The organism is Candidatus Hydrogenedens sp. (genome assembly GCA_035361075.1).
Taxonomy (GTDB): domain Bacteria; phylum Hydrogenedentota; class Hydrogenedentia; order Hydrogenedentales; family Hydrogenedentaceae; genus Hydrogenedens.
In genome coordinates this window covers 1-21658 of sequence record DAOSBX010000049.1, presented here as the reverse complement: position 1 = coordinate 21658, position 21658 = coordinate 1, and the positions used below count along the sequence as shown (strand labels likewise).

Below are 21658 nucleotides of genomic sequence, written 5' to 3'. Positions count from 1 at the left end.
GTCTTGTATTTTTTTATGTATTAGTTTTATTAACCACTGTGTCTTATTCCGCTGTGGGTGACTCCGCAGACACCTTATTTCTCCCACCGATTCCCGGGTCTTTACAGAAAAGCATGGGACCCAACGCAAAATTAGGGAATATTCCTGTAGCATCATTAGCTAACTATCCACATCCGATATATGGTTATTCAGGAATGTCAGGTAAAAAATCATTCTTTTACGAGGAAGCCAGAGATAAACAACCTTTACGTATATCTGCAGAAGAAAAAACTGATATTGAAGGCAGACTTATCTTTGGTGACCCGATTCTGTTTTCTGATGGACATTACTATGCCATCGGTGAGTTTATGGTCGAATCAGCCGAGGGTATTCGTCTGATTATGGACTTGTCTCAGCTCTCATATTCAGATAAATTATGGCTTATAGTGCCTGATTTATATATGGTATACGGTCCTTTTGATAAGGCTGGAGACCAATCGGATGAAACATGGTTGCCAACTGTATACAAAGAGTCTGTCATACTTGTTTTACAAACCGACAAAGAAACCTTACCTTTATTAAAATTAAAATCCTTTTTGTTTTATTACATGCCTTTTGAGTCATTTGCAAAAGCTTTGCCTTGTCCATTACATATTGGATGTGTTGACGACCCAGAATTTCAAAAAGTATCTACCGCAGTAGGGATGTTATCTATCCCTGTTCGCAATTATGGTGAGATTATTTGCACAGGCACATTGATAAATGTTCCTGAAACTTCTGAATTGGAACCATATCTAATATCAGCCCATCATTGCTTCGCAGATACAAACATTCGTTGGTCAGCCATCCAGGTCATTTGGGATTACCGTGCAAAGGATTGTTCAGGCTTCCCGTTTCCAGACCCAGATACCTGTCCTGTTACCACAGGAGCGATTAATCTTGTAGAAAGCGAATGCATTGATGGTCAGCTGATTAAATTAATAGGAGATATACCTATTGGTAATTACGGTCGTGCCTATGCAGGATGGAGTTCTAACGAACTAACTTCTGGCATGACCTTCTACGGAGCACACCATTTAGAAGGGACTGCCTTAAAATCTGCTATCGGGAAAATTACCAAAACAGATACTGAAAGCTGTATGGATTCACTGTGTGCCGAGATAAGATACCACACAATTGAAGTCTTATGGGATGAAGGCGTTACGTCCCAAGGTTCCAGCGGTTCCGGTGCATTTTGCAAAGATTTCAATTACCAACTCGTTGGAATGCTAAGTAATGGTCCAACACATAATTGTAGAGACCGTTCGAGAAATTATGATTACTTTGCCTCCTTCAGATACTTCTACCCGCTGATTCAATGTTACCTAAAGCCTGGAACAAAATGCGAAGAGCGAGCAGATTGTAGTGGAAGTTGCTTCTTAAAAACAATATTTTCCCAAAAATCGGAACAACTTCTATTCTTCCGCCAAATTCGTTCGTGGTTAGGCCAGCAAGGAGATTGGGGAAAAAACCTCATTAAATTCTATTACAAGCAATCTCCTATATGGATTAACCAAAGCCAGCAAAATCCAATACTCCGTTCGACAATAAAAACAATTCTAACGGAACCCAAATAAGAAAAGATTAGCATCTTTTATTTAGAAATATCTCAATCCAATATCCCTACTTCTTCAATGCTTCAACTCACCTATAAAATTTGAAAGTAGCAATGCGTGAGGGTATACTCTATAAGTAATACATATTTTTAAATTAAAATTAGCAACGAATGAAAGGAACAATTATGAACTTACTGGATACGCTAAAAGGCTCACTTCTTGAACAATTCTTTCCAAAAGGATGGGACTTGAAAAAGATTGAAAAATGTTGTGCAAATCCACCCTCAAAAGTATTAGAACGTCAAAGATGGTGGAACAAACATTTTGAACCAATTATGTGCGAAACATTAGAAGAATTTAATGTAAAAATCGGTCATAAAATAGCGTATGAAATTTGTGCCAGTAAAGAAGAAGGCAAAGAAATTATATTAATTTTGCCTGTCGGACCAATGGGTATGTACAAATGGGTTGTATATTTCCTGCAAGAATGGGGTGTGGATTGTAAACATGTATGGGGATTTAATATGGATGAATGGAGCGATAAGGATGGTAATACATTACCACCAAAATCAGCTGGTGCATTTCAGAACGCAATGGAAGATGCATTCTATGGCCCCTTAGGAAAACTAACCGTGCCAGAAAAACAGAGATTTTTTGCAACAAAAAAACTTTTGCCGAGATATCCTGAGAAAATCGGAGAATTAAAAGATAAAGGAGCGAAGCTTATCCTTGTATTTGGAATTGGTAGAGTGTTCCATATTGCATTTTGGGAACCACATTTTGCGGGAGAATTTAAATCTGTGGAGGAGTGGAAGAAGCAAGACTATCGACTTGGTGCTAAATTGCATCCATTAACTATCGAACAAAATGCAATTACCAGTTTCAAAAGCAGAACAACATTAGTTCCATGTTTTGCTAATACTATTGGTCCTGGTATATTCCTTAAAGCGGATAAAATTATTGGCGGTGCAGATGGAACATTAGGTAGAGGTATGATGTGGCAAGGAATGAGTCTATGGGTTACGTTACGTTACGGTCCAGACATGTGGGTTCCAAGTAGCTTTATGCCAACACTACCAGGAAATCTATTCTTCCTAAAAGAATTAGCAGGACCGTTAATTCCTGAGTGTAACTAATTAGAGGGAGTGATATAACATGAATATCCTTGCTGTTGGTGCACATCCCGACGACCTTGAAATCCTCTGCGGAGGAACATTAGCAAAGTATTCTAAAATGGGGCATAACGTATTTATGGCTCATCTGTGCAATGGAAATATGGGTGGCAAAGATATACCTATGCAACAGTTAGCAGAAATCCGTGATGGAGAAGCCAAGAAAGCCGGCGAACTTATTCATGCGGAAGTTTTAGGTCCCATTTGTGATGACTTAGGCGTCCTTTTTACTCAGGAAATGAGAGCAAAAGTTACAGATATTGTTCGATATGCAAAGCCCGACCTGATTATCACACATAGCCCACATGATTATATGACAGACCACATTATCACCCAGCAATTAGTTTTCGACTCCGCTTTTTCAGCAACATTGCCAAATTATAAGACTGGCAAACCTGCTCACGAAAAAATTACGCCCATTTATTATATGGACACAATTTTAGGGCTTAAATCACAACCCGAAATTTATATTGACATTACAGAATATTTCGAAACAAAAAAAGCAATGCTTGCCTGTCATGAAAGTCAGTATAAGTGGTTAAAAGGACATCATATTACAGACCCCTTCGTTATGATAGAAACCACAGCAAAGTTCCGCGGATTGCAAGCGGGTGTACTTTATGCTGAAGGGTTCACTATCGAGAAAGTCTGGGGGAGAGTACCTCCACTCAATTTGCTACCTGTGTAACAACAGATAACAATTAAGTTAATAAAAACGAAGTTATATTAGGAGAAAAACATTTCATGAGAATGTGGATACCATTTTTTGTTGTTTACTTATGTTTTACCCAATGGGCTTCTTCTACACCGTGGTTTGAAGAAGCAATGGTCGGAATGGAAGTCGGTCCAACAGGGGCACAATGGGGTTTTTCCAGTATCAACGATGAGCGATACTGTTCTAAATTGGACACCACAGAAATTGTTCGGAAATGCCATCAAGCCAATTGTGATTACGTTGTTATATGGGTTAGAGATGGAGATTATGCGTATTACAACTCAAAAATTCTAATCAAGGCACCAGGATTAAAAGACCGTGACCCATTGAAAGAAGCCATCGAAGAGGCAAAAAAATATAATATGCCCGTAATTGCTTATTGTGTTGTTCAACAAGGAGGACATTATATTGAACAACATCCAGAATTTCTAATGCACGACCTTGAAGGGAAACCTATTTATCATCGATTTTGCTACAACTCAGGCTACCTTGAGGTAATGAAGCAAATTATCGACGAAATTATGGATTATGGAGTTCATGGATTTCATATTGACATGATAGACCAGGGGTTTGGACCTCCCTATGGTTGTGCCTGTCCTGTATGTAAAAAAATGTTCCAAGAACAATACGGATTAGAAATACCAACCTCTATTACCTGGGATGATACATGGAAAACATTTTTAGAATTCCGCTATAAAAGTAGTGAACAATTTGAAAAAAAACTATATGAATACATTAAAAACCGTGATCCAAGAGTTTCTGTGGACTTTAACTATCATGGCAACCCTCCCTTCAGTTTTGAAGTAGGTCAACGCCCCGTTCAACATGGCAAAAATGGCGATTTTATTACTGGTGAAACCGGTATCTGGGGATTTAGTGCTTTAACCGTTGGGCTTAATGCAGAGTTTTATCGTTCTGCGGTGCCCCATCAACGAGTTCAGGTGGCTATACAGCGAGGGGTGCGAATGTATCATGACCAAACAACACGCCCTTTAAATGATATTCGCTGGGAATTATTAACATTATTTGCTCATGGTTCCTTCGTAACGATGGTGGATAAGTTAGGTTTTGATGGCACGCTGGATCCCGTTGCCTATACCCGTATCGGTAAAGCCTTTCAAGAAATTCATGAAAAAAAACCATTCTTTTACCATAAGCCTGTATATGAAGTGGGAATATATTTCAGCAGTAAAACACGAGATTGGGTGGCAAGGGAAATCCCTTCAACCTATTTTGCCTCGTTTCAAGGAACGCATAAAGCAATGGTATATGAACACATCCCTTGGGGTATCCTGTTAGATGAGAATTGTACCTATGAAAAATTAGCACAGTTCCCACTGGTTATTCTGCCCAATGTTGGCATCCTATCATCAGAAGAGATAACCATATTTACCCAATATGTTCATCACGGAGGAAATCTACTTATTACAGGACTTACAGGTTGCTATGATGATTTAGGGAATATCGGGATATATAATCTGGAACAGTTAACAGGGTGTAAATTTGTGTCAAAATTGGATAGTGAGGATAACTGGATTTCATTGGAACCGACACAATCAAAAGAAGAGGAACAATTGGCAAAAGAAATTGAACATGCTCATATAAACGAGAAGGACTATAAAAATTCAGATACCATGCCTGTTTTGGTAAGAGGACCTGCTGGAATATTCGAACCTACCTCCGCAAAAGCAGTTGGCAAATTGTGGAAGCCTTACCGAACACAACGCCAGATAGAAGGGAAAGAAGGAACAGACCTACCAATGAGCCCTGAAACAGTAGTAGGTCCCGCAATATTTATAAATCAGGTTGGAAAAGGTATGGTATTGACATGGACATGTTCACCAGACTATGCATTAGGCTCTGAATATGCCCTACCCGAATGCAGAAAACTACTGGTAAATACTGTTCGTTACCTGAATCCCAATCCTGATATACAAATATCTGCTCCAACCTGTGTAGAAACAATTGTTCTTCACAAACCAGAGAATAATGGTTATTACGTTCATTGTATTGCTTATCCATCTCCACCACAGACCATTCCTATGAGAAATCGGCCTTATGTTCTCCCATCATTGATAGAAGATACACCATGCTTCTATTTAACAATCACAACCCTAAATCCTATTCAATCCGCCACCGCAAATAACAAAACCACACAAATCGAAAAAATATCCAACACTAAAATCAAAGCGTTTATAACCGAACTCCATGAAATAATTACCCTCAAACAATAGTCATATTTGCATTATTCCAATCGACAGTATTATTAACTTACGTATTTGAAAACTATATTTTAGTGTCTTGCCCGTGATAAAATGTATAGGATTACACCTAAAGATTGTTTAGTCAGAGCATCAATTTATCGAGCGAATAAAATGGAACTCAAAAAATACATCTTTCCAAAAAATAAGTGTGTATATTACAACAATGAAATGGGCGTTTTATTGTATCAGACAGATTGTATTGATTTTATGAAATCGCTGTTAGATAACTATCCTCAAGGTATTTTTGATATGATTTTTGCAGACCCACCTTATTTCCTTTCTGATGGAGGTATTACCTGTCATGCAGGGAAGATGGTAACAGTAGATAAAGGAAAGTGGGATAAGTCAATAGATATAAATAAAGTTCATGAGTTTAATCTTACATGGCTTTCTTTATGCCAGCGGTTGTTGAAACCGAATGGAACAATATGGGTATCAGGAACAAACCATGTAATATATTCAGTAGGTTTTGCTATGCAACAATTAGGAATGAAAATACTGAATGATATTACATGGGAAAAACCCAATCCACCACCAAACCTTTCGTGTAGGTATTTTACCCATTCTACCGAAACAATTATCTGGGCGGGAAAAAATCAAAAGACGAAACACTGTTTTAATTATAAAAAAGTAAGAGAATTAAACGAAGGAAAACAGATGAAAACAGTATGGACCATTCCCGCACCGAACGGGAATGAAAAGGAATATGGCAAACATCCTACACAGAAACCCCTACAGCTCCTGGAAAGAATTATATTAGCCAGTACATTAGAAGGTGACCTTGTTTTTGACCCATTTGCAGGAAGTTCCACTACAGGTATATCCGCAATTAAATTAAATCGCTTTTTTGTCGGCTGTGAATTAGAAGAGGAATATGTAAATTTGTCAATTAAACGGTTAGATGCATTCATAAAATATAAAAAATCAAATCCCGATTTATTTGAGGTGTTTACATGAAAGAGGGAGGAAGTGGAGGTTCATACACAATAACAGGATTAAATTTCGAAAAGAAAAGGGAAAGGCAAAGAATCAATTCTTTTTCAGTTATACATTAGTTTTGTTTTTTATCCCTTTCATTACCTATCATATATCTATTATTTCCTTCTTTTAACTATAACGTAGTGCGAGTATTAAGGAGATTTTTATGCCTTGTTCAAAAATAAAAAAACTTCCTCTTCGTTCCGATGTCCCCGTTGACTTTACATGGGATTTATCCCCAGTTTTCCCAAATGATGATGCATGGGAAAAGACATATAAAAACTTAGAAAAGGAAATACCAAAATTCTCACAATTCCGCAAAAAACTTGCACAATCTCCCGAGATACTTTTTTCATGCCTTGAACTCGAAAGTAAAACAGGTCAGATACTCGAAAAGTTAAGTGTATACGCAAACCTGAAAGCGTGTGAAGACATAACCAATACGAAATATTTAGCCCTTGCTGGACGTGTTCAATATCTAAGCATGCTATTGGCTCAAGCGGTTAGTTATATTGCACCTGAAATTCAGTCTATACCCGATAAGAAATTTCAAGAATTTCTAACAAGTAAAGAATTGAAAAAATATCGCTTCTCATTAGAAAATCTAAGAAGATTTAAACCTCATGTCCTTTCAGAAAAAGAGGAGTATCTTCTTGCATTACATACAGAAAGTGCAGGTGGAGCAGGGAAGATTTTTGAGCAATTGAATGATGCGGACCTGAAGTTCGGAACAATTACAGATGATAAAGGGAACAAACTTGAATTAACTCATGGAAATTTTCGCATCCTTTTAGAAAGTAAGAATCGAAACCTACGTAAAAAGGCATTTTTCCAATACTATAAAGCGTATGAAGAGCATGCAAACACAATGTCCGCCTCTTTGTCCGCATCTGTCTTAGAAGATGTATTCCATGCACGAGCAAGAAAATACAAGTCGGTTTTAGAAAGTGCCCTTTTCGAGGAAAATATCCCCCCCCCCGTTTATCATAACCTGCTAAACGCCGTGAAAAAAAACATTGCACCACTGGTTGACTATCTCCAATTAAGAAAACACGTGTTGGGAATAAAAGATATTCATGCTTATGACCTATTTGTTCCTCTCATTGATACAAAGCAGAGAAAACGAAAATATGAAGAGGCTGTTAAAGATATAACCTCAGCATTGGCACCTTTAGGGAAAGAATATACTCAAACGCTGGAACAAGGTCTGCTTAAAAAACGCTGGGTAGACCGATATGAAAACAAAGGAAAACGAAGTGGTGCCTTTTCTTGGGGCTGTTATCGTTGTCCGCCATATATCCTGATGAATTATAAAGATGAACTGGAAGACTCTGTCTTCACATTAGCCCATGAAGCAGGACATTCTATGCATAGTTATCTCAGCGATAAGAAACAGCCATTCCATTACAGTCACTACACCATTTTTGTTGCGGAAGTGGCTTCCACAGTCAACGAACAACTCCTTGTCCATTATTACCTCCAGAAATTACCTTCAAAAGAAGACCGTATCCGTTTGATATGCCGTGAAATTGATGAAATTCGCACAACATTAATTCGACAAACCATGTTTGCAGAGTTCGAATTACAAATCCATACCCTTGCAGAACAAGGACAGCCCTTAACACTGGATGTCCTCCGCAACGAATATCGAAACCTACTTAATATTTATTTCGGCGAAGCACTAACAATTGACCCTCAACTGGAATTAGAATGCCTCCGCATTCCTCATTTTTACCATGCTTTCTATGTGTATAAATATGCCACAGGTATATCCTCCGCCATTGCAATTGCAAAAAAATTAATTGAAGGAGACAAAAAAGCACAGAAAAATTATCTAAATTTTTTGAGCATGGGTGGCTCCAAATATCCCCTTGAACAACTTAAATCCGCTGGCGTTGACTTATCTACTCCAGAACCTATTCAGACCGCTATGAATCATCTTGCTGAAAGAGTATCCCAACTCAGGGAACTTTTGATAAAATAATTAAAAGGCAAATGAAAATGTAACTTTAATGTAAAGGGTAGATTATGAAACTTAGTAAAAATGCTCATCTTCTCTCATTATTATTCCCTATTATCGTAGCCTTTCTTTTTGTAGGGAATAATACGTTCGGGGACACTTCATTTGAAAGTCTCCTAAAACCCCTTGCTGGACAAAGCATGCGAAACAGCAGTTCCGCAGAAGACATCGAAAAAAATGGAGATGCTCGTCCTATCGAACCAAATCAGACCCTTATACTGATGGATGAGGATGGTCCTGGAATGATTACCCATTTCTGGAATACCATCGCTACAGAAAATCCATTCTATCCGCGTAGCATTGTATTGCGTATTTATTATGATGGATTAGAAAAACCCAGCGTCGAGGCACCCATTGGAGATTTCTTTGGATTAGGACTGGCAGGACATAAAGAATTCATATCCCAACCTGTCGTAAACACCTCACGAGGTCGTGCTCGAGTTTGTTTCTGGCCTATGCCCTTCCAAAAGCATATCAAAGTAACTGTTACAAATGAGTCCGATATCCGTGTAGGTTCATTTTATTATTACCTGGATTGGAAAAAACTTAATGAATGGACACCTGATACCCCTTATTTCCATGCCCGCTATCGCCAGGAATATCCAGCACAATCCGGAAATTACACCCTTCTCGAAACTCAAGGAAAAGGGCACTATGTAGGCACCGTTTATTCCGCCCTACAAATGGAAACAGGCTGGTTTGGAGAAGGAGACGACTTTTTCTATATTGACGGAGCAGAGACGCCCCAATTAAAAGGCACAGGAACAGAAGATTATTTCAACGATGCATGGGGGTTCCGCGAATTCTATGCCCCTTACTACGGTGTCCCTATGTATGAAGGGGTATTTGCAGGAGACCGTGTAAGCATATATCGCTGGCATATTCCTGACCCTGTTCATTTCGAAAAAAGTTTGAAAGTTGTTATTGAACATAAAGGTAGCATCATGAACGAAAAGGCTCCCATAACGAAAATGGACCTCGCAGGTTTCAAAGAACGAAAAGACTGGGTAAGTTCCGTAGCCTTCTGGTATCAAACAACCCCAACAACATGGGACGAACCCATCCCCACCGCAGATAAACGAATTCCCCCCTATAAAACACTTAAATTTGACACACTGGTATATCGTGCTGACCCTGCCATACTAACTGTGCCAACAGAATACTTCCTTTTATATATTCCACTTACTCCAAAATCAAGCATTGAATTTGATTTCGAAATTACACAAAAAGGCACCTACCGCATTGACTCTTACATGATTTTCTCCATCTTCAGTGGAGTATTCCAACCATACATGGACGGAAAACCTTTTGGGGCACCCATTGATTTTTCTGCCCCTGGTTATGATATTGCACCCGTTTATTTAGACATCCACGAACTTTCCGAAGGGATACATACCCTTCGCTTTGAAGGAATAGAACAAACTCCCAAACATACCCGAACAATGGTTCCCAAAACGTATGGACTGGGTATCGCAAACCTTCTACTACTCCGTCTTGAAGATATGGAAGGTTATCGTAGTGTCCTGAAAGAATTAGACCCAAATGCCTTTCCACAGGAACAAAAAACAGGACAATAAACATAACATATTATAGAACCAAGTAAAAAACAATTGTATAAACAAAATTATTTAGGATTTAGAGGTTTCACATGAAAGTTATCATTACAGGTGGTGGAACAGGAGGGCATATTTTCCCTGCCCTCTCTATACTGGAAGAATTACAACGGCGAGACCATCAGTTACTTGTGCAATGGGTCGGTAAGAAAGGAAATCTTGAAGAAAAGGTATGCCAGCAAAGAGGAATCCCTTTCCGAAGTGTCCCTATTCGTGGTTGGCCCCGAAAAATAAGCATTTCGCAGGGAATAACCGCTTCCTTATTAGCCATTTCAATAATTCGTTCCTTTCAGATATTACTCCGTTTCCAGCCTCAGATTGTAATCGGCGTCGGAGGTTATGTCTCCTTCCCAATTTTATGGTGTGCCCAGATTTTAAACATCCCCACAGTTCTACACGAACAAAATTCCCGATTAGGAATGGCAAATCGTATCCTTGCAAAAAAAGCAAAAAAAGTATTCCTGAGTTTCCCCCTTGTTGAAAACCTTCCCGAAGAAATATATGACCCCAAAAAATTTATTATTACAGGGAATCCTGTGAGACACGCCTTTATAACCCCACCCTCAAGAGAAGAAATTTGCACCCAATTAGGTTTCAATCCCCAACAAAAAACTATCCTTGTAATGGGAGGAAGTCAAGGGGCACATACAATCAATCTTGCTGTTTCCGACATGTTAAACAAATTAGAGCCAAACGAATTTCAAATTATCTGGATAACAGGACACAACGATTATGATAAATATAAAAACCATGCATCTCAATCAAAAGTCCCATTGAAAATGTATCCATTTTATGAAGACATGGCAGACCTGATGTCTGCTTCAGACCTACTCGTGGCTCGTTCTGGTGCTTCTACATTAGCAGAAATTACAGTATTAGCTAAACCATCTATTCTTATCCCATTTCCTTACGCCACAGACAACCATCAAGAACATAATGCACGATCTATTGAAAATGCAGGTGCAGGAGAAGTAATCTTAGACAAAGATTGTTCCGCAGATTCATTACTCCCCCGTATCCGTAAAATCCTAAACGACCCCACTTTACTCGAAAACATGTCCAATTCTGCAAAAAAGTTAGCCCGACCCCTTGCCTCCGAAACCATTGCTGAAGAAATTATCAAACTCGTCTTCTCCCCATCAAACAACTAATCCTATTTTCCTACCTCTACCCCTTTCTCTTTATATCTCCATTTCCTCCACAGTTAATCCTCCCCGAAAGATAGTAGTGGGAGCATCCCTGCTCCCCTAAAAAAATAACCATTAACATCCAATCTATCCCTTCGTGAGCAATTCCACCCCGCCACATCATTACATTATGTAGACACCCCTTCCTGTGTTTTTACTTCGCAATTACATAAGGCAAAGAACATTCAACCACAGAGTGCACAGAGAACCACAGAGAACCACAGAACCGATTCTTATCATTCCATCCGCTCATCTCCGTGTCCTCTGTGGTTAATTCATTTTCATCTGTTGAAACTATAATTACTTCACTTGGGAGCAAAGATGCGGACGTTATATCACAGACCCTTGCATTGTTAGATGCATGGGTCCGCCCCTATGGGAGTTTCGACTTTAATTAATGTTTTGTTTCATAAAAACATGGATAATATATACGAATACCTCTACGGTCTCTTGGTCAGAGGTCTCGAATACCTACCAACGATAGACAAGCCCTACAACTTGAGCAATTGCTGGATTGACAGGTGCCTTACTGGCTCCTGTTGGATTGGCAGGGTCTTCTGCAATATAGCGAACAAACTCAACATGTCCATCCATATATAGCACATTGGAACCACCAGGGATATGATTGAATCCTTCGGGTGATGTGGCAACATGGTCAAACATAATCCACACAGAACTCTGTGCTTGTGCTGAGGCAGAAGGATTATTAATATCGGTAATCAAGAACCGTTCTATCCCTTCACGAAGACGATAAATCACTGACCCTCCACCATTCCCATTACCAGGGTCAACATTCACATCTTTATCTATATAATTTGCCCAGTTAGCGGGTGTTGCTAAAAGTGGTATAACTGTATTTGTTATGAATTGGACCAATTGTGCAGGTCCTGTTAAAGGCTCGCTTAACCAGGGTGAAATAGCAGGAAGTGTCATTGGGGTCTGATTCGTTTCTGCACGGTCAAATACCCAACCTAAATACAGGTAACTTTCATCAATTGCACCAGCACCGTAGTTGGCATCATTACACAAAGTCCCAAATGTAATTTCCCCTGTTTCATCATTTGTAACATCATTCATAGTACTTTGTGCATCAGAAGGACAAAATACAATTGCTGGGTCTGTACAATACTCAGGATACAGTGTAGTAGGGTCAGGACCCATTGCTATAAATAAACTGGTATGGTACGGTCCCAATGTAGGGTCAGCAGAATCACAATCTCTAAATATAGGGTCTGCTCCATTGCGAACCAAGATTCGAGGGAACCTTTCTCCTTTGGTTTCGTTCGCATACATTTTCATAACAATACCCCACTGTTTAAGATTGTTTTGACAACTTGAGCGTCTTGCTGCTTCTCGGGCTCTTGCCAATGCAGGCAAAAGAATTGCAGCAAGAATACCGATGATAGCGATGACAACAAGTAGTTCGATGAGAGTAAAACCTTTCTTCATAAAGATGACTCCTATCTTAAAAGGTTAAAACTGATTAAATTGGTTTACACTTGCGTGTCCGATGTCGGGAGTTAGTCTTATAACTTTCCACATAGTTATACTATCAAAGAAACCACAATTTGTCAAGTTTAAAATTTTTTAGTTGTATTATCATCTAAAGGAAATTATGAAACAGTAGTTATTTCAGTTTAATTTTAGAATTATCAATTTCTTTGTATATTTGTATCTGTATTTTATATACTCTAATATAGATTAATCAACGAAATATTTATTAGGAAGGTAATAATATGAAAGAGAGGTATTTTCATAATTCGTCTTGTGATTGTTGTGGGATGAGCAGAAGATGTTTCTTATCCACGACAGCTATGTCTGCATTAGTCCCGTCATTGTTTGTTTCTGCTCAGACAGAATTTCCATCTGAACGTGAATTTAAACGACCTATTGACCTTGCTACTTTTCGTCCAAAACCGAAGGTACGGATTATAGGTGTCGTTATCAGGGACAAACTGCCATACTGGTTAGGCTGGCCAGGTTCTTCTTATGACGTTGAGGGACATCGTAAAGAATATGAGAAGGCTTTTTATGATTCTGCAAATCGTGTAGGTGTAACTCTTGAAATGCTACCCGACCCTATTGAGGATGATTCTGTTGTTGAGAAATTTATCCAATTCATTTCTGCGGAAAAACCAGATGCTATATTAATTCATATTCAGCGTCGCAAAAAGTGGAAAATAATTGAACAGATTTATGAATGTACCCATATACCTATGATTGTATGGGCACCTATAGGTACTGTATTCACGACACAGATACACGAGTTTGCAAGGAAAGAAGGTGTGTATATCCTTTCTACATTAGACACATCCTCCGTTGACCAGGCATTTAGAGCGGTTAGAGCAAAAAAACAATTGGAGACGACTCGTATCCTTGTTGTGCATGGGAATGAACGAAAAGATGAAGTTATGGATAGGTTCAATACGAAGATTCGTCATGTCCCTCGTAGTATGATGGAGGAGATGTTTCAGAGGGTTCCTGTCACAGATGAGGTGAAAGACATTGCCCAAGAGATGAAAAAGAATGCACTGAAAGTCATAGAGCCTACGGATGAAGATTTGATAAATGCAGGCAGGAGTTATGTCGCGGGGAAACATCTACTTCGGGTAGAGGAAGCCAATGCTATTACGACAGACTGTCTTGGCATGGTTACCCAGAAAACAGTTCCAACTCCGCCGTGTATGGGTGCATGCTTATTTCAAGACCACGGTGTAACATACGGTTGTGAGGCAGATATCTTTGGAGCCTTCTCTCTGATGTTTGTAAGTTATCTTTTCGATAGACCTGGTTTTATGAATGACCCCGTTCCTGAAACAGTCAAAAATGAACTTATTACTGCTCATTGTGTATGTGGCACAAAATTAAATGGATTTGACAAGCCTCCGGAACCTTATATCCTTCGTTCTCATTCTGAATCCAATATTGGTGTGTCGTTGCAAGTATTGTGGAAAGAAGGACAGCCTGTCACATTAGTTAGGTTTAGTAATCCCAATGAACTTATTCTTGATACGGGTGTCGTTACAGAAAATATTAATACACCTCCAGCGGGTGGATGTAGAACAAATTTTTCAATTAAGATGGACAATGTAGAAGAGAGTAAAGATGTTTTGGGTTTTCATCAAGTTGTTTTTTATGGGAATTACCGACGAGAGGTGCAAGCCTTCTGTCAACTTTACGGCATAAAAGTAGTTCATTCCCCGTCTGTAGCGAACCCAATGATTCCAAAAGAGAAGCAATCGTGAGAGATATAACTATTCCAGAGTCGGATAAAATGGATAGAAGTCTGTATTGGGTGATACTCCGATAATGTCATCTCCGCACTATTTATAGGTGAACTCGATTCCCCGTAGCGTATCTTTTGTAAGTCGTTCAGGTAATTGATACATCATTTCTACGGTACCTTCGGGTCGCTCCTGTGAAATAAAAGCAAAACACCCAGTAATAGAAGCGGAGATAGGTTTGCCTGCCGATGTGAAAGAGATACTTTCCTTTGGGGTCCAGTTCGGAACACGGATAATAAGACGATAATGTTTCTTTGTAGTGATTTTTAATATGGCCTCCTCCTTCTCTCGTTTAGATTCTATATCAGCATATTTTGTTTTACAGGGGATGTGAAAATGTATTTTTAATGTATCCCCCTCAAGTTGAACTGCATGCTGATATAAATCAATGACGGAGTGAAGCACTGCGGAGCTTACATCGGTAACTGCCTGTTTCCCACCGTGAGGATGCTCGTGACAACCTCCATAGGCTCCGATGACATGTTGCGTTAAATCGCGATGTATATAAGCGTTATCATTTTGCACAGGTTTTAATGGAGGGGTATCGGTGATTTGGGATGCAAAGAGTCGGACACGAAGAAGTCGTTCCGCATCGTCAAGAAGTTTTCCATCACCCATCAAGGCAAGCCACAGTGCCAATTGTGCGAAATCGCCCGCAGAGGCTACTTCTCCAAATCCATCCGTGCCAAGGTCATGAGCATTAAATCCCGCCTCTGAGACGAGTTTCTTTTGTAAAATCTTTTGTAAGAAAATTCAGAGGAGGAATTCCAAGTGTGTAAAGACTGCTGTGGTACAAAAATTCTCGACGATTAAAGTCTACCATGCTTTTAGCACTTTTTGTTTTATCTTCGATATCACCGAATACACACAGATAACAAAAAGTATAAACGGAAAAGAGATTGAGACTCAAAAACAATATAGAAAATTATGGGTTAGCTTTCTATGAGGAAAAGATATAAAAACAAGTTTTCCCCATAAAAGTTTTTTATTTGTTATTAATGAACTGTTTATGTATAATTAAAAATATAACATAAGGAAAAGAGCCATGAATACATCAAATCACGATTCAAAAAACGTTTCACACTGTTCAGCAGGCTGTTCTCGCAGACAATTTATTTTGGCTTCTGCTGGTATGGTAGCAGTTGCTAACCTGCCTATTTATGGGAAGTCCACCATTGACCATGAACAATTATCCGAATTACAAATCAAGAATAAAGTTAGAGTAGGAAAAATGTATGTAGGTGTCCCGACCCCTGGTTGGCCTATGCATCAAGTTGACCTGAAAGCAGAGGTAAATCGGTATGAACAGGAAATTGCCAAACTTAACGATAAACTTGCCGATATTGAGTTTATCGATGGCGGTCTTGTTACCAATCAAGATGAACTTGCAAAAGCAAAGGAAAAATTCAAGGATGTAACAGGCATACTGGTATTGCATCTGACGTTAGGCACAGGCGGATTTATTTCAGGACTATTTGACCTGAACAAGCCAGTAATGATATTTACCATGCCTTATTGTGGCCATGAGTGGCATATTGTTCCATCATGGCAGAAAGAAGGAAAATGTATTGATATTGTTCCGAGTAGTCAATTTGCAGACATTGCGGAAGCGGTGAAACCATTCCGTGCTATTCAAAGACTACGGGAAACGCGAATACTCCATGTAAACTATGGAGAAGCAGACCCAGCCTATTGCACTTCTACCAAAGAAAAATTTGGAACTGAAATTATTACGATAAAACTGCCTGAACTTCAGAAAGCCTACGAAGACGCATCCGAAAACGAGGTTCTTGCAGATGCAGAAAGATGGATTAAAGAAGCAGAAAAGATTGTAGAGCCCAGTAAGGAAGACGTGATGAAAGGGGCAAGAATGTACATTGCCATGAAGAATCTCATGAAAACTTATAACGCACAGGCTATTACAATGAATTGTTTAGGGATGAAATTAATAGAAAATAATATGGGATACCCATGCTTGGGATTTGTTCGATTAAACAATTCGTTGCTTGCTGGCGTGTGTGAAGCAGACCTAAAATCTACAATGACACAACTACTGTTTACCTATCTTGTAGGACGCACAGGTTTTGTTACAGACCCAATGTTTGACCTTTCAAATAGCACCATAATCCACGCACATTGCGTTGCAGCAACACAAATGAAGGGGCCGAATACAGAGCCTTCTCCCTACATAGTTCGCACTCATTTAGAAGATAATCGCGGTGTTTCACTACAAGTTAGAATGCCAGTCGGGGAAAAGGTTACTATGGCACGATTAATCGGCACCGACATATTACTATATAGCATTGGTGATGCCATAGATAGTCCACTTGATGAACGTGGCTGTAGAAGTAAATTAACTGTGAAAGTTGACAATATCGATAACTTCCTATATAACTGGTCAAGTGGACTACATCGTGTAATCTTTTATGGCGACCACACAAGAGATGTTGAACGTTATTGCCGTTTAAACAGAATTAAAATACTCCGCGAAGGAATTGACAATCTCCATAAGGTCGAAGGACTTGAATGGGACCCCCACGTCCACGCATAAGTTGTTATAGACAAACAAAAATCATATTCGCCAGCAATTTATCTCTAAGAAAACTAAACGACAAAACCCTACTCACAAAGTGACAAACTAATATCAGAAAAACAAATCGTATTTTAAATCATTATGTTTTCATCTATGAAATCTAAAAAGTAAATGGCGATATATTCTCATTTTACTGATATTATATTAATTAATTGGCGGTATCTTTTGAGAGAGTTTTGGATTTGCTTCCTATAAATAGATAGTAAAAATTCCATACCGCTTTATAAAACGATAATATTGAAATTGCAAAAAATAAAAGAGTAATTACCCAGAAAAATAATTTCAAATTTGGGTGTGTTTTTATAATTTCTTTTATAAGATGTTGAGGTCTTTCTAATCTTAAATTCTTTAAAATCCTTGCTCCAAATCGTGTTGTTAAAACGTACTTACGGCCTGCACCTCCTCTTTTAAGCCATGCAATTCCCCCAGGTCCTTTTTTAACAGCATCATTCATCATTTTAATCCCATCTTCACTATTTCCCAATTGTTTAATCAAGGCTATTCCATCACTCCCACCATTTCGAATCATGAGATATGTAGTATCCGTATTTTTCTCTGCAATCTTTGCAACTGAAGTAAGATCGTCAACTGTATCAACATGTTTCATCACCGTTGCTGAACGAGCAAGTCCTAAATTATCTACCAATCCAGCTACACTCTTGAAAACAACCTTTAATCCATTATCAAGTTTTCCGACTTTTGCTGAATTTTTAGCTGTAGTAATAATGAAATCTGCAAATTTTTTTGATAATGCTCCTACTTTTCGAAAAGCCTTTAAAACTGCAGGTGCCCAATCCGCAACATCTACTACTTCAGTTAACAATCCTACACTGGCAAGTGCAACAATGACCATATCAGTTTCGTTGCCTGTAATTTTGTAATAACCCTGTTTTAATAAATCTCTGACGTCACCCCAAACTATCATATCAGAAGTTATTCCACCTATTATCTCTTCAATGGAATTTCCACTTCCCCAAACAAATCCACTAATAGAACGCTTTATCTTTCCCCATAAAGAATTAATTTCTGTTTCAAGTTCTTGCTCAAGTATTTTTGCTTCTTCCTGTCCAGGCATATCGGGATGTTTAAGAATAAAACGGGTCAATTCTAAAGCTTCTTGCAATTTGCCCTCCTCTTTTAATTTTTTCACATCAGGTATATAATTATAATTCGGTAAATTTGTCACATTTTCTATATATTCCGAAGAGTTTGTAATTGATGACCAGAGTAAAATCGTTATAATTAAACAAATAAATCCTACCAATAAATATTTAAGACCATCCTCTATTTTTTTAAGCATATTCAACCCCATTGATGTTTATTAAATGTGATTAAAAAATTAAATTATTATGAAATTAATGATAATATAGAATTTATTCAAAGTCAAGTTGATGACAATAGCCTAATGAAGAAACTATAAAATTAATATGACAAAAAATGTTCTTTTATGTTATTGAATTACAATCTATCGTAACCAGATACATAATAAAAAAAAGTGACAAAGGATAAACATAAGATAAAATAAATAAGCAGATTTTATTTTCATTATTTTTTCTCTACAATACTTTTTTTATAAAATATATTATAACAAATTATTAATAGTCTTAAATATTTATTTTTAGAAGGAGTCCAACAATGAAAAAGAAATTATTGTTTGAAGGATGTTCAATTTTATTTGTTTTGTTTTCTTTTACCGTTCATGCGGTGGTGTGGGAATTCCACACTAACGGGGACACTGAAGGATGGTCTGCCGGCCCTTATACGACAAATTTTACTGTTTCCGGCGATGCGTTAACATTCGATACAACTGGAGGCGACCCACAAATATTCTCTCCAGACAACTTAAATGTAAATGGTTCTAACTTCCGCTACCTACATGCTGATATAGAATTTACAGCTTCATCGAACCAGACATTCCAGATGTTCTTCATTACTACAGCGGATGGGGGATGGAATGAAGCAAAATCTATTCATTTTACAGGTTATACAGGAAGACAGACTTATCTTGTTAATATTCCTCAAGTATTATCCTCAGAAGGGAAAGACCCGAACTCGTGGTTAGGTAAAACTATCCGTCAAATTCGGCTTGACCCCGGTGCTCTTTCTGGCTGTAATGTCAAAATTTACTGGTTCGGTATAACATTTGGTAGTAATTCTCGTGGGGCAGTCTGGGACTTCGAAACGAACGGCGATTTTGAAGGCTGGGGTGGATTCAGTTGTGCTCAAAATCAGCAAGTCACCGGAGGCTATTTATATTTTGAATTTAACTGCAGTGACCCGTATGTTCAATCTCCGGGCGATTTAAGGATTAGCGGGTCTGATTATCCATGGCTACAAGCAGATATAGAATTTTCCCCTTCAGACAACTTCTTCCAGATGTTTTATAGCACAACTGTAGAAGGAGGATATGAAGAAGCAAGATCTGTAGTCTTCCCATCAAGAGTAGGAAGATACACTTATCTCATTAATATTCCTCAACGACTTTCAGAAGAAGGTAAATCGGGCGTCTGGAACGGACGAACTATAACGCAAATTCGCTTCGATACGGGCGGACTTTCAAGTGGAAATGTAAGAATTTACTACATTGGTCTACGTCGTGAGCCAATACCCGATTGGCAATTCGATGTCGGTAACCATAAACAAGGTTGGACTGCAGTCCAGCAAATATCAAATCTACAGGCAAATGGTGGTGTACTAAGTCTTAACACCACTGGAAGCGACCCATTTATATATGTGTACAATCAACATTTTAATCCCTCATCATACCGTTATCTGTTACTCCGTGCCAATATCACCGGATACGGGAACAACAATCCCGCAATGATGCAAACCTTTGGTTTCCCCGGAACGGGTGCAGGCTGGTATGTTAATAAAGACTATTATTTCTATCCAAACAATGGCTACCAATGCCTGCTGGTAGATATGGGCACTCGCACATCTGGCAATTCCTGGCTCGGTGCACCCGGAACAATAAATAATTTTCGCATTGATCCTGCAACAGAGAATACCTCCGCTACCTTCTATTATGATTATATTACCCTTTACAATTCACTTTCATGGGCAACCGGACCATATACTTGGGACTTTTCCACTGCTGGAAACAATAATTTATATGGGAATAACTGCGGTAGTTGGGTCTCTGCCAAGCATTCGCCTTATGGCGGAACGTTATTAAATATTGCCAGTGGTGTAGGAACCGTCACGGGCACAGGGACACTCGGCATAGAAAATCTCGGCTTTATTGTTGGGGCACCTTCCACCTATAGATGGCTACAGGTCGATGTAAACCCAGCCACTCAAACTGACCGAAACGATTTTACATTACGTTTTGCCTGGCGGAATGATGGCTTAAGATTAGGCGATGATTACGAAACTGCAAGGAAATGGACTATCCCGACTAATAAGGGAATCAAACGCTATAATTTCCTCATCCCATACACGACAGGTCAGCCTTCCGGTCATACCGGCGCATGGAGTGGAGTCCCGCACGGCATTCTGCTTCAATTCGGTGAAGGTGAAACGGGTATCAATTCAGTAGTGATTGATAATGTAAGCATTTTGTCAGATACCCAAGTCACCGCTCCTACTGTTACTGCGGTAGAAGTAAAAGGACAACGAGTCGTAGATATTACCTTCAGCCAACAGATGGATGGTAGCACAATTACCGCCAGTAGTTTTACCATCTCCGGCACTGGTAAGGGCACATTAAGCACGAACCCATTTAGTGTGCAGTTCCTTACAGGTCATACCTATAGGCTTACATGGATTGCCGGTGAAATGAGAGATGGCGGCGATGTAACTATCACCGTCTCAGCCTCTGTCAAAGATTCTGCCGGTAGGAACCTTACCTCACCCAACAGCGCTACGCATGTCGGCGGTGGTATCAAAATAGACACGCCAACTATCTCTACGGTAACTTCGCCCGCAACTGCGAATACTACGCCTATTACGATAAATTACACCGGTGCTGCCGATACATCCAGCGGTGTTAACAAAGTAGAACTCTGGTATAAGAAAGAAACCGGTGGCACATGGACTTATAGCGGACTCAGTTCCACTTCTGCACCCAACGGCAGTTTCAACTTCACCCCTGTCTCAGAAGGCACTTACTACTTTGATGTAGTTGTAGAAGATGGTGCCGGAAACCGGAGCAGTTCACCTACCGGTAATGGTGGAACGAGCACTATTTACGACATAACAGTTCCTACGGTGGGTAGTATAAATGTTCCAGCCTATACGAATCTGAATCCTTTGCCAG

15 protein-coding genes are annotated in these 21658 nt (G+C 39.1%); 11 read left to right on the top strand and 4 right to left on the bottom strand.

Annotated elements, in window-relative coordinates:
- From PLJ10_12215 to murG, 8 genes are all read left to right on the top strand, one after another.
- Positions 1-1595 (top strand): hypothetical protein (locus PLJ10_12215; protein ID HOK10408.1); only part of this gene is annotated, 1595 nt, incomplete at its 5' end.
- A gap of 164 nt (positions 1596-1759) precedes the next feature.
- On the top strand, positions 1760-2710 hold the full coding sequence (locus PLJ10_12210) for a glucosamine-6-phosphate isomerase (GenBank protein HOK10407.1): 951 nt from the start codon (positions 1760-1762) through the stop codon (positions 2708-2710).
- Positions 2711-2729: 19 nt separating this feature from the next.
- Positions 2730-3434 (top strand): PIG-L family deacetylase, encoded by a 705-nt coding sequence (locus tag PLJ10_12205; GenBank protein ID HOK10406.1) that lies wholly within the window; start codon positions 2730-2732, stop codon positions 3432-3434.
- Positions 3435-3490: 56 nt separating this feature from the next.
- The gene (locus PLJ10_12200; protein ID HOK10405.1) at positions 3491-5695 is read left to right on the top strand and encodes a family 10 glycosylhydrolase; all 2205 of its coding nucleotides are present in this window, start codon (positions 3491-3493) and stop codon (positions 5693-5695) included.
- 141 nt (positions 5696-5836) lie between these two features.
- Positions 5837-6682 carry a site-specific DNA-methyltransferase gene (locus PLJ10_12195; GenBank protein ID HOK10404.1) on the top strand — a complete coding sequence of 282 codons (846 nt, stop codon included), beginning with the start codon at positions 5837-5839 and terminating at the stop codon, positions 6680-6682.
- A gap of 187 nt (positions 6683-6869) precedes the next feature.
- On the top strand, positions 6870-8687 hold the full coding sequence (gene pepF / locus PLJ10_12190) for an oligoendopeptidase F (protein HOK10403.1): 1818 nt from the start codon (positions 6870-6872) through the stop codon (positions 8685-8687).
- Positions 8688-8731: 44 nt separating this feature from the next.
- Positions 8732-10300 (top strand): DUF2961 domain-containing protein, encoded by a 1569-nt coding sequence (locus PLJ10_12185; GenBank protein ID HOK10402.1) that lies wholly within the window; start codon positions 8732-8734, stop codon positions 10298-10300.
- Between the two features lie 71 nt (positions 10301-10371).
- On the top strand, positions 10372-11487 hold the full coding sequence (gene murG / locus PLJ10_12180; GenBank protein HOK10401.1) for an undecaprenyldiphospho-muramoylpentapeptide beta-N-acetylglucosaminyltransferase: 1116 nt from the start codon (positions 10372-10374) through the stop codon (positions 11485-11487).
- A 16-nt stretch (positions 11488-11503) separates the two neighbouring features.
- On the opposite strand, the gene PLJ10_12175 is transcribed toward murG, so the two are convergent.
- Both PLJ10_12175 and PLJ10_12170 read right to left on the bottom strand, forming a co-directional pair.
- Positions 11504-11647 carry a hypothetical protein gene (locus PLJ10_12175; protein HOK10400.1) on the bottom strand — a complete coding sequence of 48 codons (144 nt, stop codon included), beginning with the start codon at positions 11645-11647 and terminating at the stop codon, positions 11504-11506.
- Between the two features lie 347 nt (positions 11648-11994).
- Positions 11995-12972 carry a DUF1559 domain-containing protein gene (locus tag PLJ10_12170; protein ID HOK10399.1) on the bottom strand — a complete coding sequence of 326 codons (978 nt, stop codon included), beginning with the start codon at positions 12970-12972 and terminating at the stop codon, positions 11995-11997.
- 287 nt (positions 12973-13259) lie between these two features.
- Between PLJ10_12170 and PLJ10_12165 the strand changes: the two genes are divergently transcribed.
- A complete protein-coding gene (locus PLJ10_12165) occupies positions 13260-14768 on the top strand; it encodes a hypothetical protein (GenBank protein HOK10398.1) in 1509 nt (502 codons plus the stop codon).
- Between the two features lie 78 nt (positions 14769-14846).
- Here the strand turns inward: PLJ10_12165 and PLJ10_12160 are convergent, their stop codons facing one another.
- Entirely contained in the window at positions 14847-15446 is a 600-nt protein-coding gene (locus PLJ10_12160; GenBank protein ID HOK10397.1) for a hypothetical protein, read from the bottom strand.
- A 406-nt stretch (positions 15447-15852) separates the two neighbouring features.
- Between PLJ10_12160 and PLJ10_12155 the strand changes: the two genes are divergently transcribed.
- Positions 15853-17358 carry a hypothetical protein gene (locus PLJ10_12155; GenBank protein HOK10396.1) on the top strand — a complete coding sequence of 502 codons (1506 nt, stop codon included), beginning with the start codon at positions 15853-15855 and terminating at the stop codon, positions 17356-17358.
- 190 nt (positions 17359-17548) lie between these two features.
- Here the strand turns inward: PLJ10_12155 and PLJ10_12150 are convergent, their stop codons facing one another.
- Complete coding sequence (locus PLJ10_12150; protein HOK10395.1) at positions 17549-18700, bottom strand: hypothetical protein; 1152 nt, start codon at positions 18698-18700, stop codon at positions 17549-17551.
- Between the two features lie 335 nt (positions 18701-19035).
- Here PLJ10_12150 and PLJ10_12145 point away from each other — a divergent pair.
- The coding region (locus tag PLJ10_12145) for an Ig-like domain-containing protein (GenBank protein HOK10394.1) at positions 19036-21658 on the top strand (2623 nt) is incomplete at its 3' end.

What these genes read in the sequence shown, in the direction of transcription:
- PLJ10_12210 (HOK10407.1), top strand. Translation starts at nt 1,760, where the DNA reads ATGAACTTACTGGATACGCTAAAAGGCTCACTTCTTGAACAATTCTTT.
- PLJ10_12205 (HOK10406.1), top strand. Translation starts at nt 2,730, where the DNA reads ATGAATATCCTTGCTGTTGGTGCACATCCCGACGACCTTGAAATCCTC.
- PLJ10_12200 (HOK10405.1), top strand. Translation starts at nt 3,491, where the DNA reads ATGAGAATGTGGATACCATTTTTTGTTGTTTACTTATGTTTTACCCAA.
- PLJ10_12195 (HOK10404.1), top strand. Translation starts at nt 5,837, where the DNA reads ATGGAACTCAAAAAATACATCTTTCCAAAAAATAAGTGTGTATATTAC.
- pepF (HOK10403.1), top strand. Translation starts at nt 6,870, where the DNA reads ATGCCTTGTTCAAAAATAAAAAAACTTCCTCTTCGTTCCGATGTCCCC.
- PLJ10_12185 (HOK10402.1), top strand. Translation starts at nt 8,732, where the DNA reads ATGAAACTTAGTAAAAATGCTCATCTTCTCTCATTATTATTCCCTATT.
- murG (HOK10401.1), top strand. Translation starts at nt 10,372, where the DNA reads ATGAAAGTTATCATTACAGGTGGTGGAACAGGAGGGCATATTTTCCCT.
- PLJ10_12175 (HOK10400.1), bottom strand. Translation starts at nt 11,647, where the DNA reads ATGATGTGGCGGGGTGGAATTGCTCACGAAGGGATAGATTGGATGTTA.
- PLJ10_12170 (HOK10399.1), bottom strand. Translation starts at nt 12,972, where the DNA reads ATGAAGAAAGGTTTTACTCTCATCGAACTACTTGTTGTCATCGCTATC.
- PLJ10_12165 (HOK10398.1), top strand. Translation starts at nt 13,260, where the DNA reads ATGAAAGAGAGGTATTTTCATAATTCGTCTTGTGATTGTTGTGGGATG.
- PLJ10_12155 (HOK10396.1), top strand. Translation starts at nt 15,853, where the DNA reads ATGAATACATCAAATCACGATTCAAAAAACGTTTCACACTGTTCAGCA.
- PLJ10_12150 (HOK10395.1), bottom strand. Translation starts at nt 18,700, where the DNA reads ATGCTTAAAAAAATAGAGGATGGTCTTAAATATTTATTGGTAGGATTT.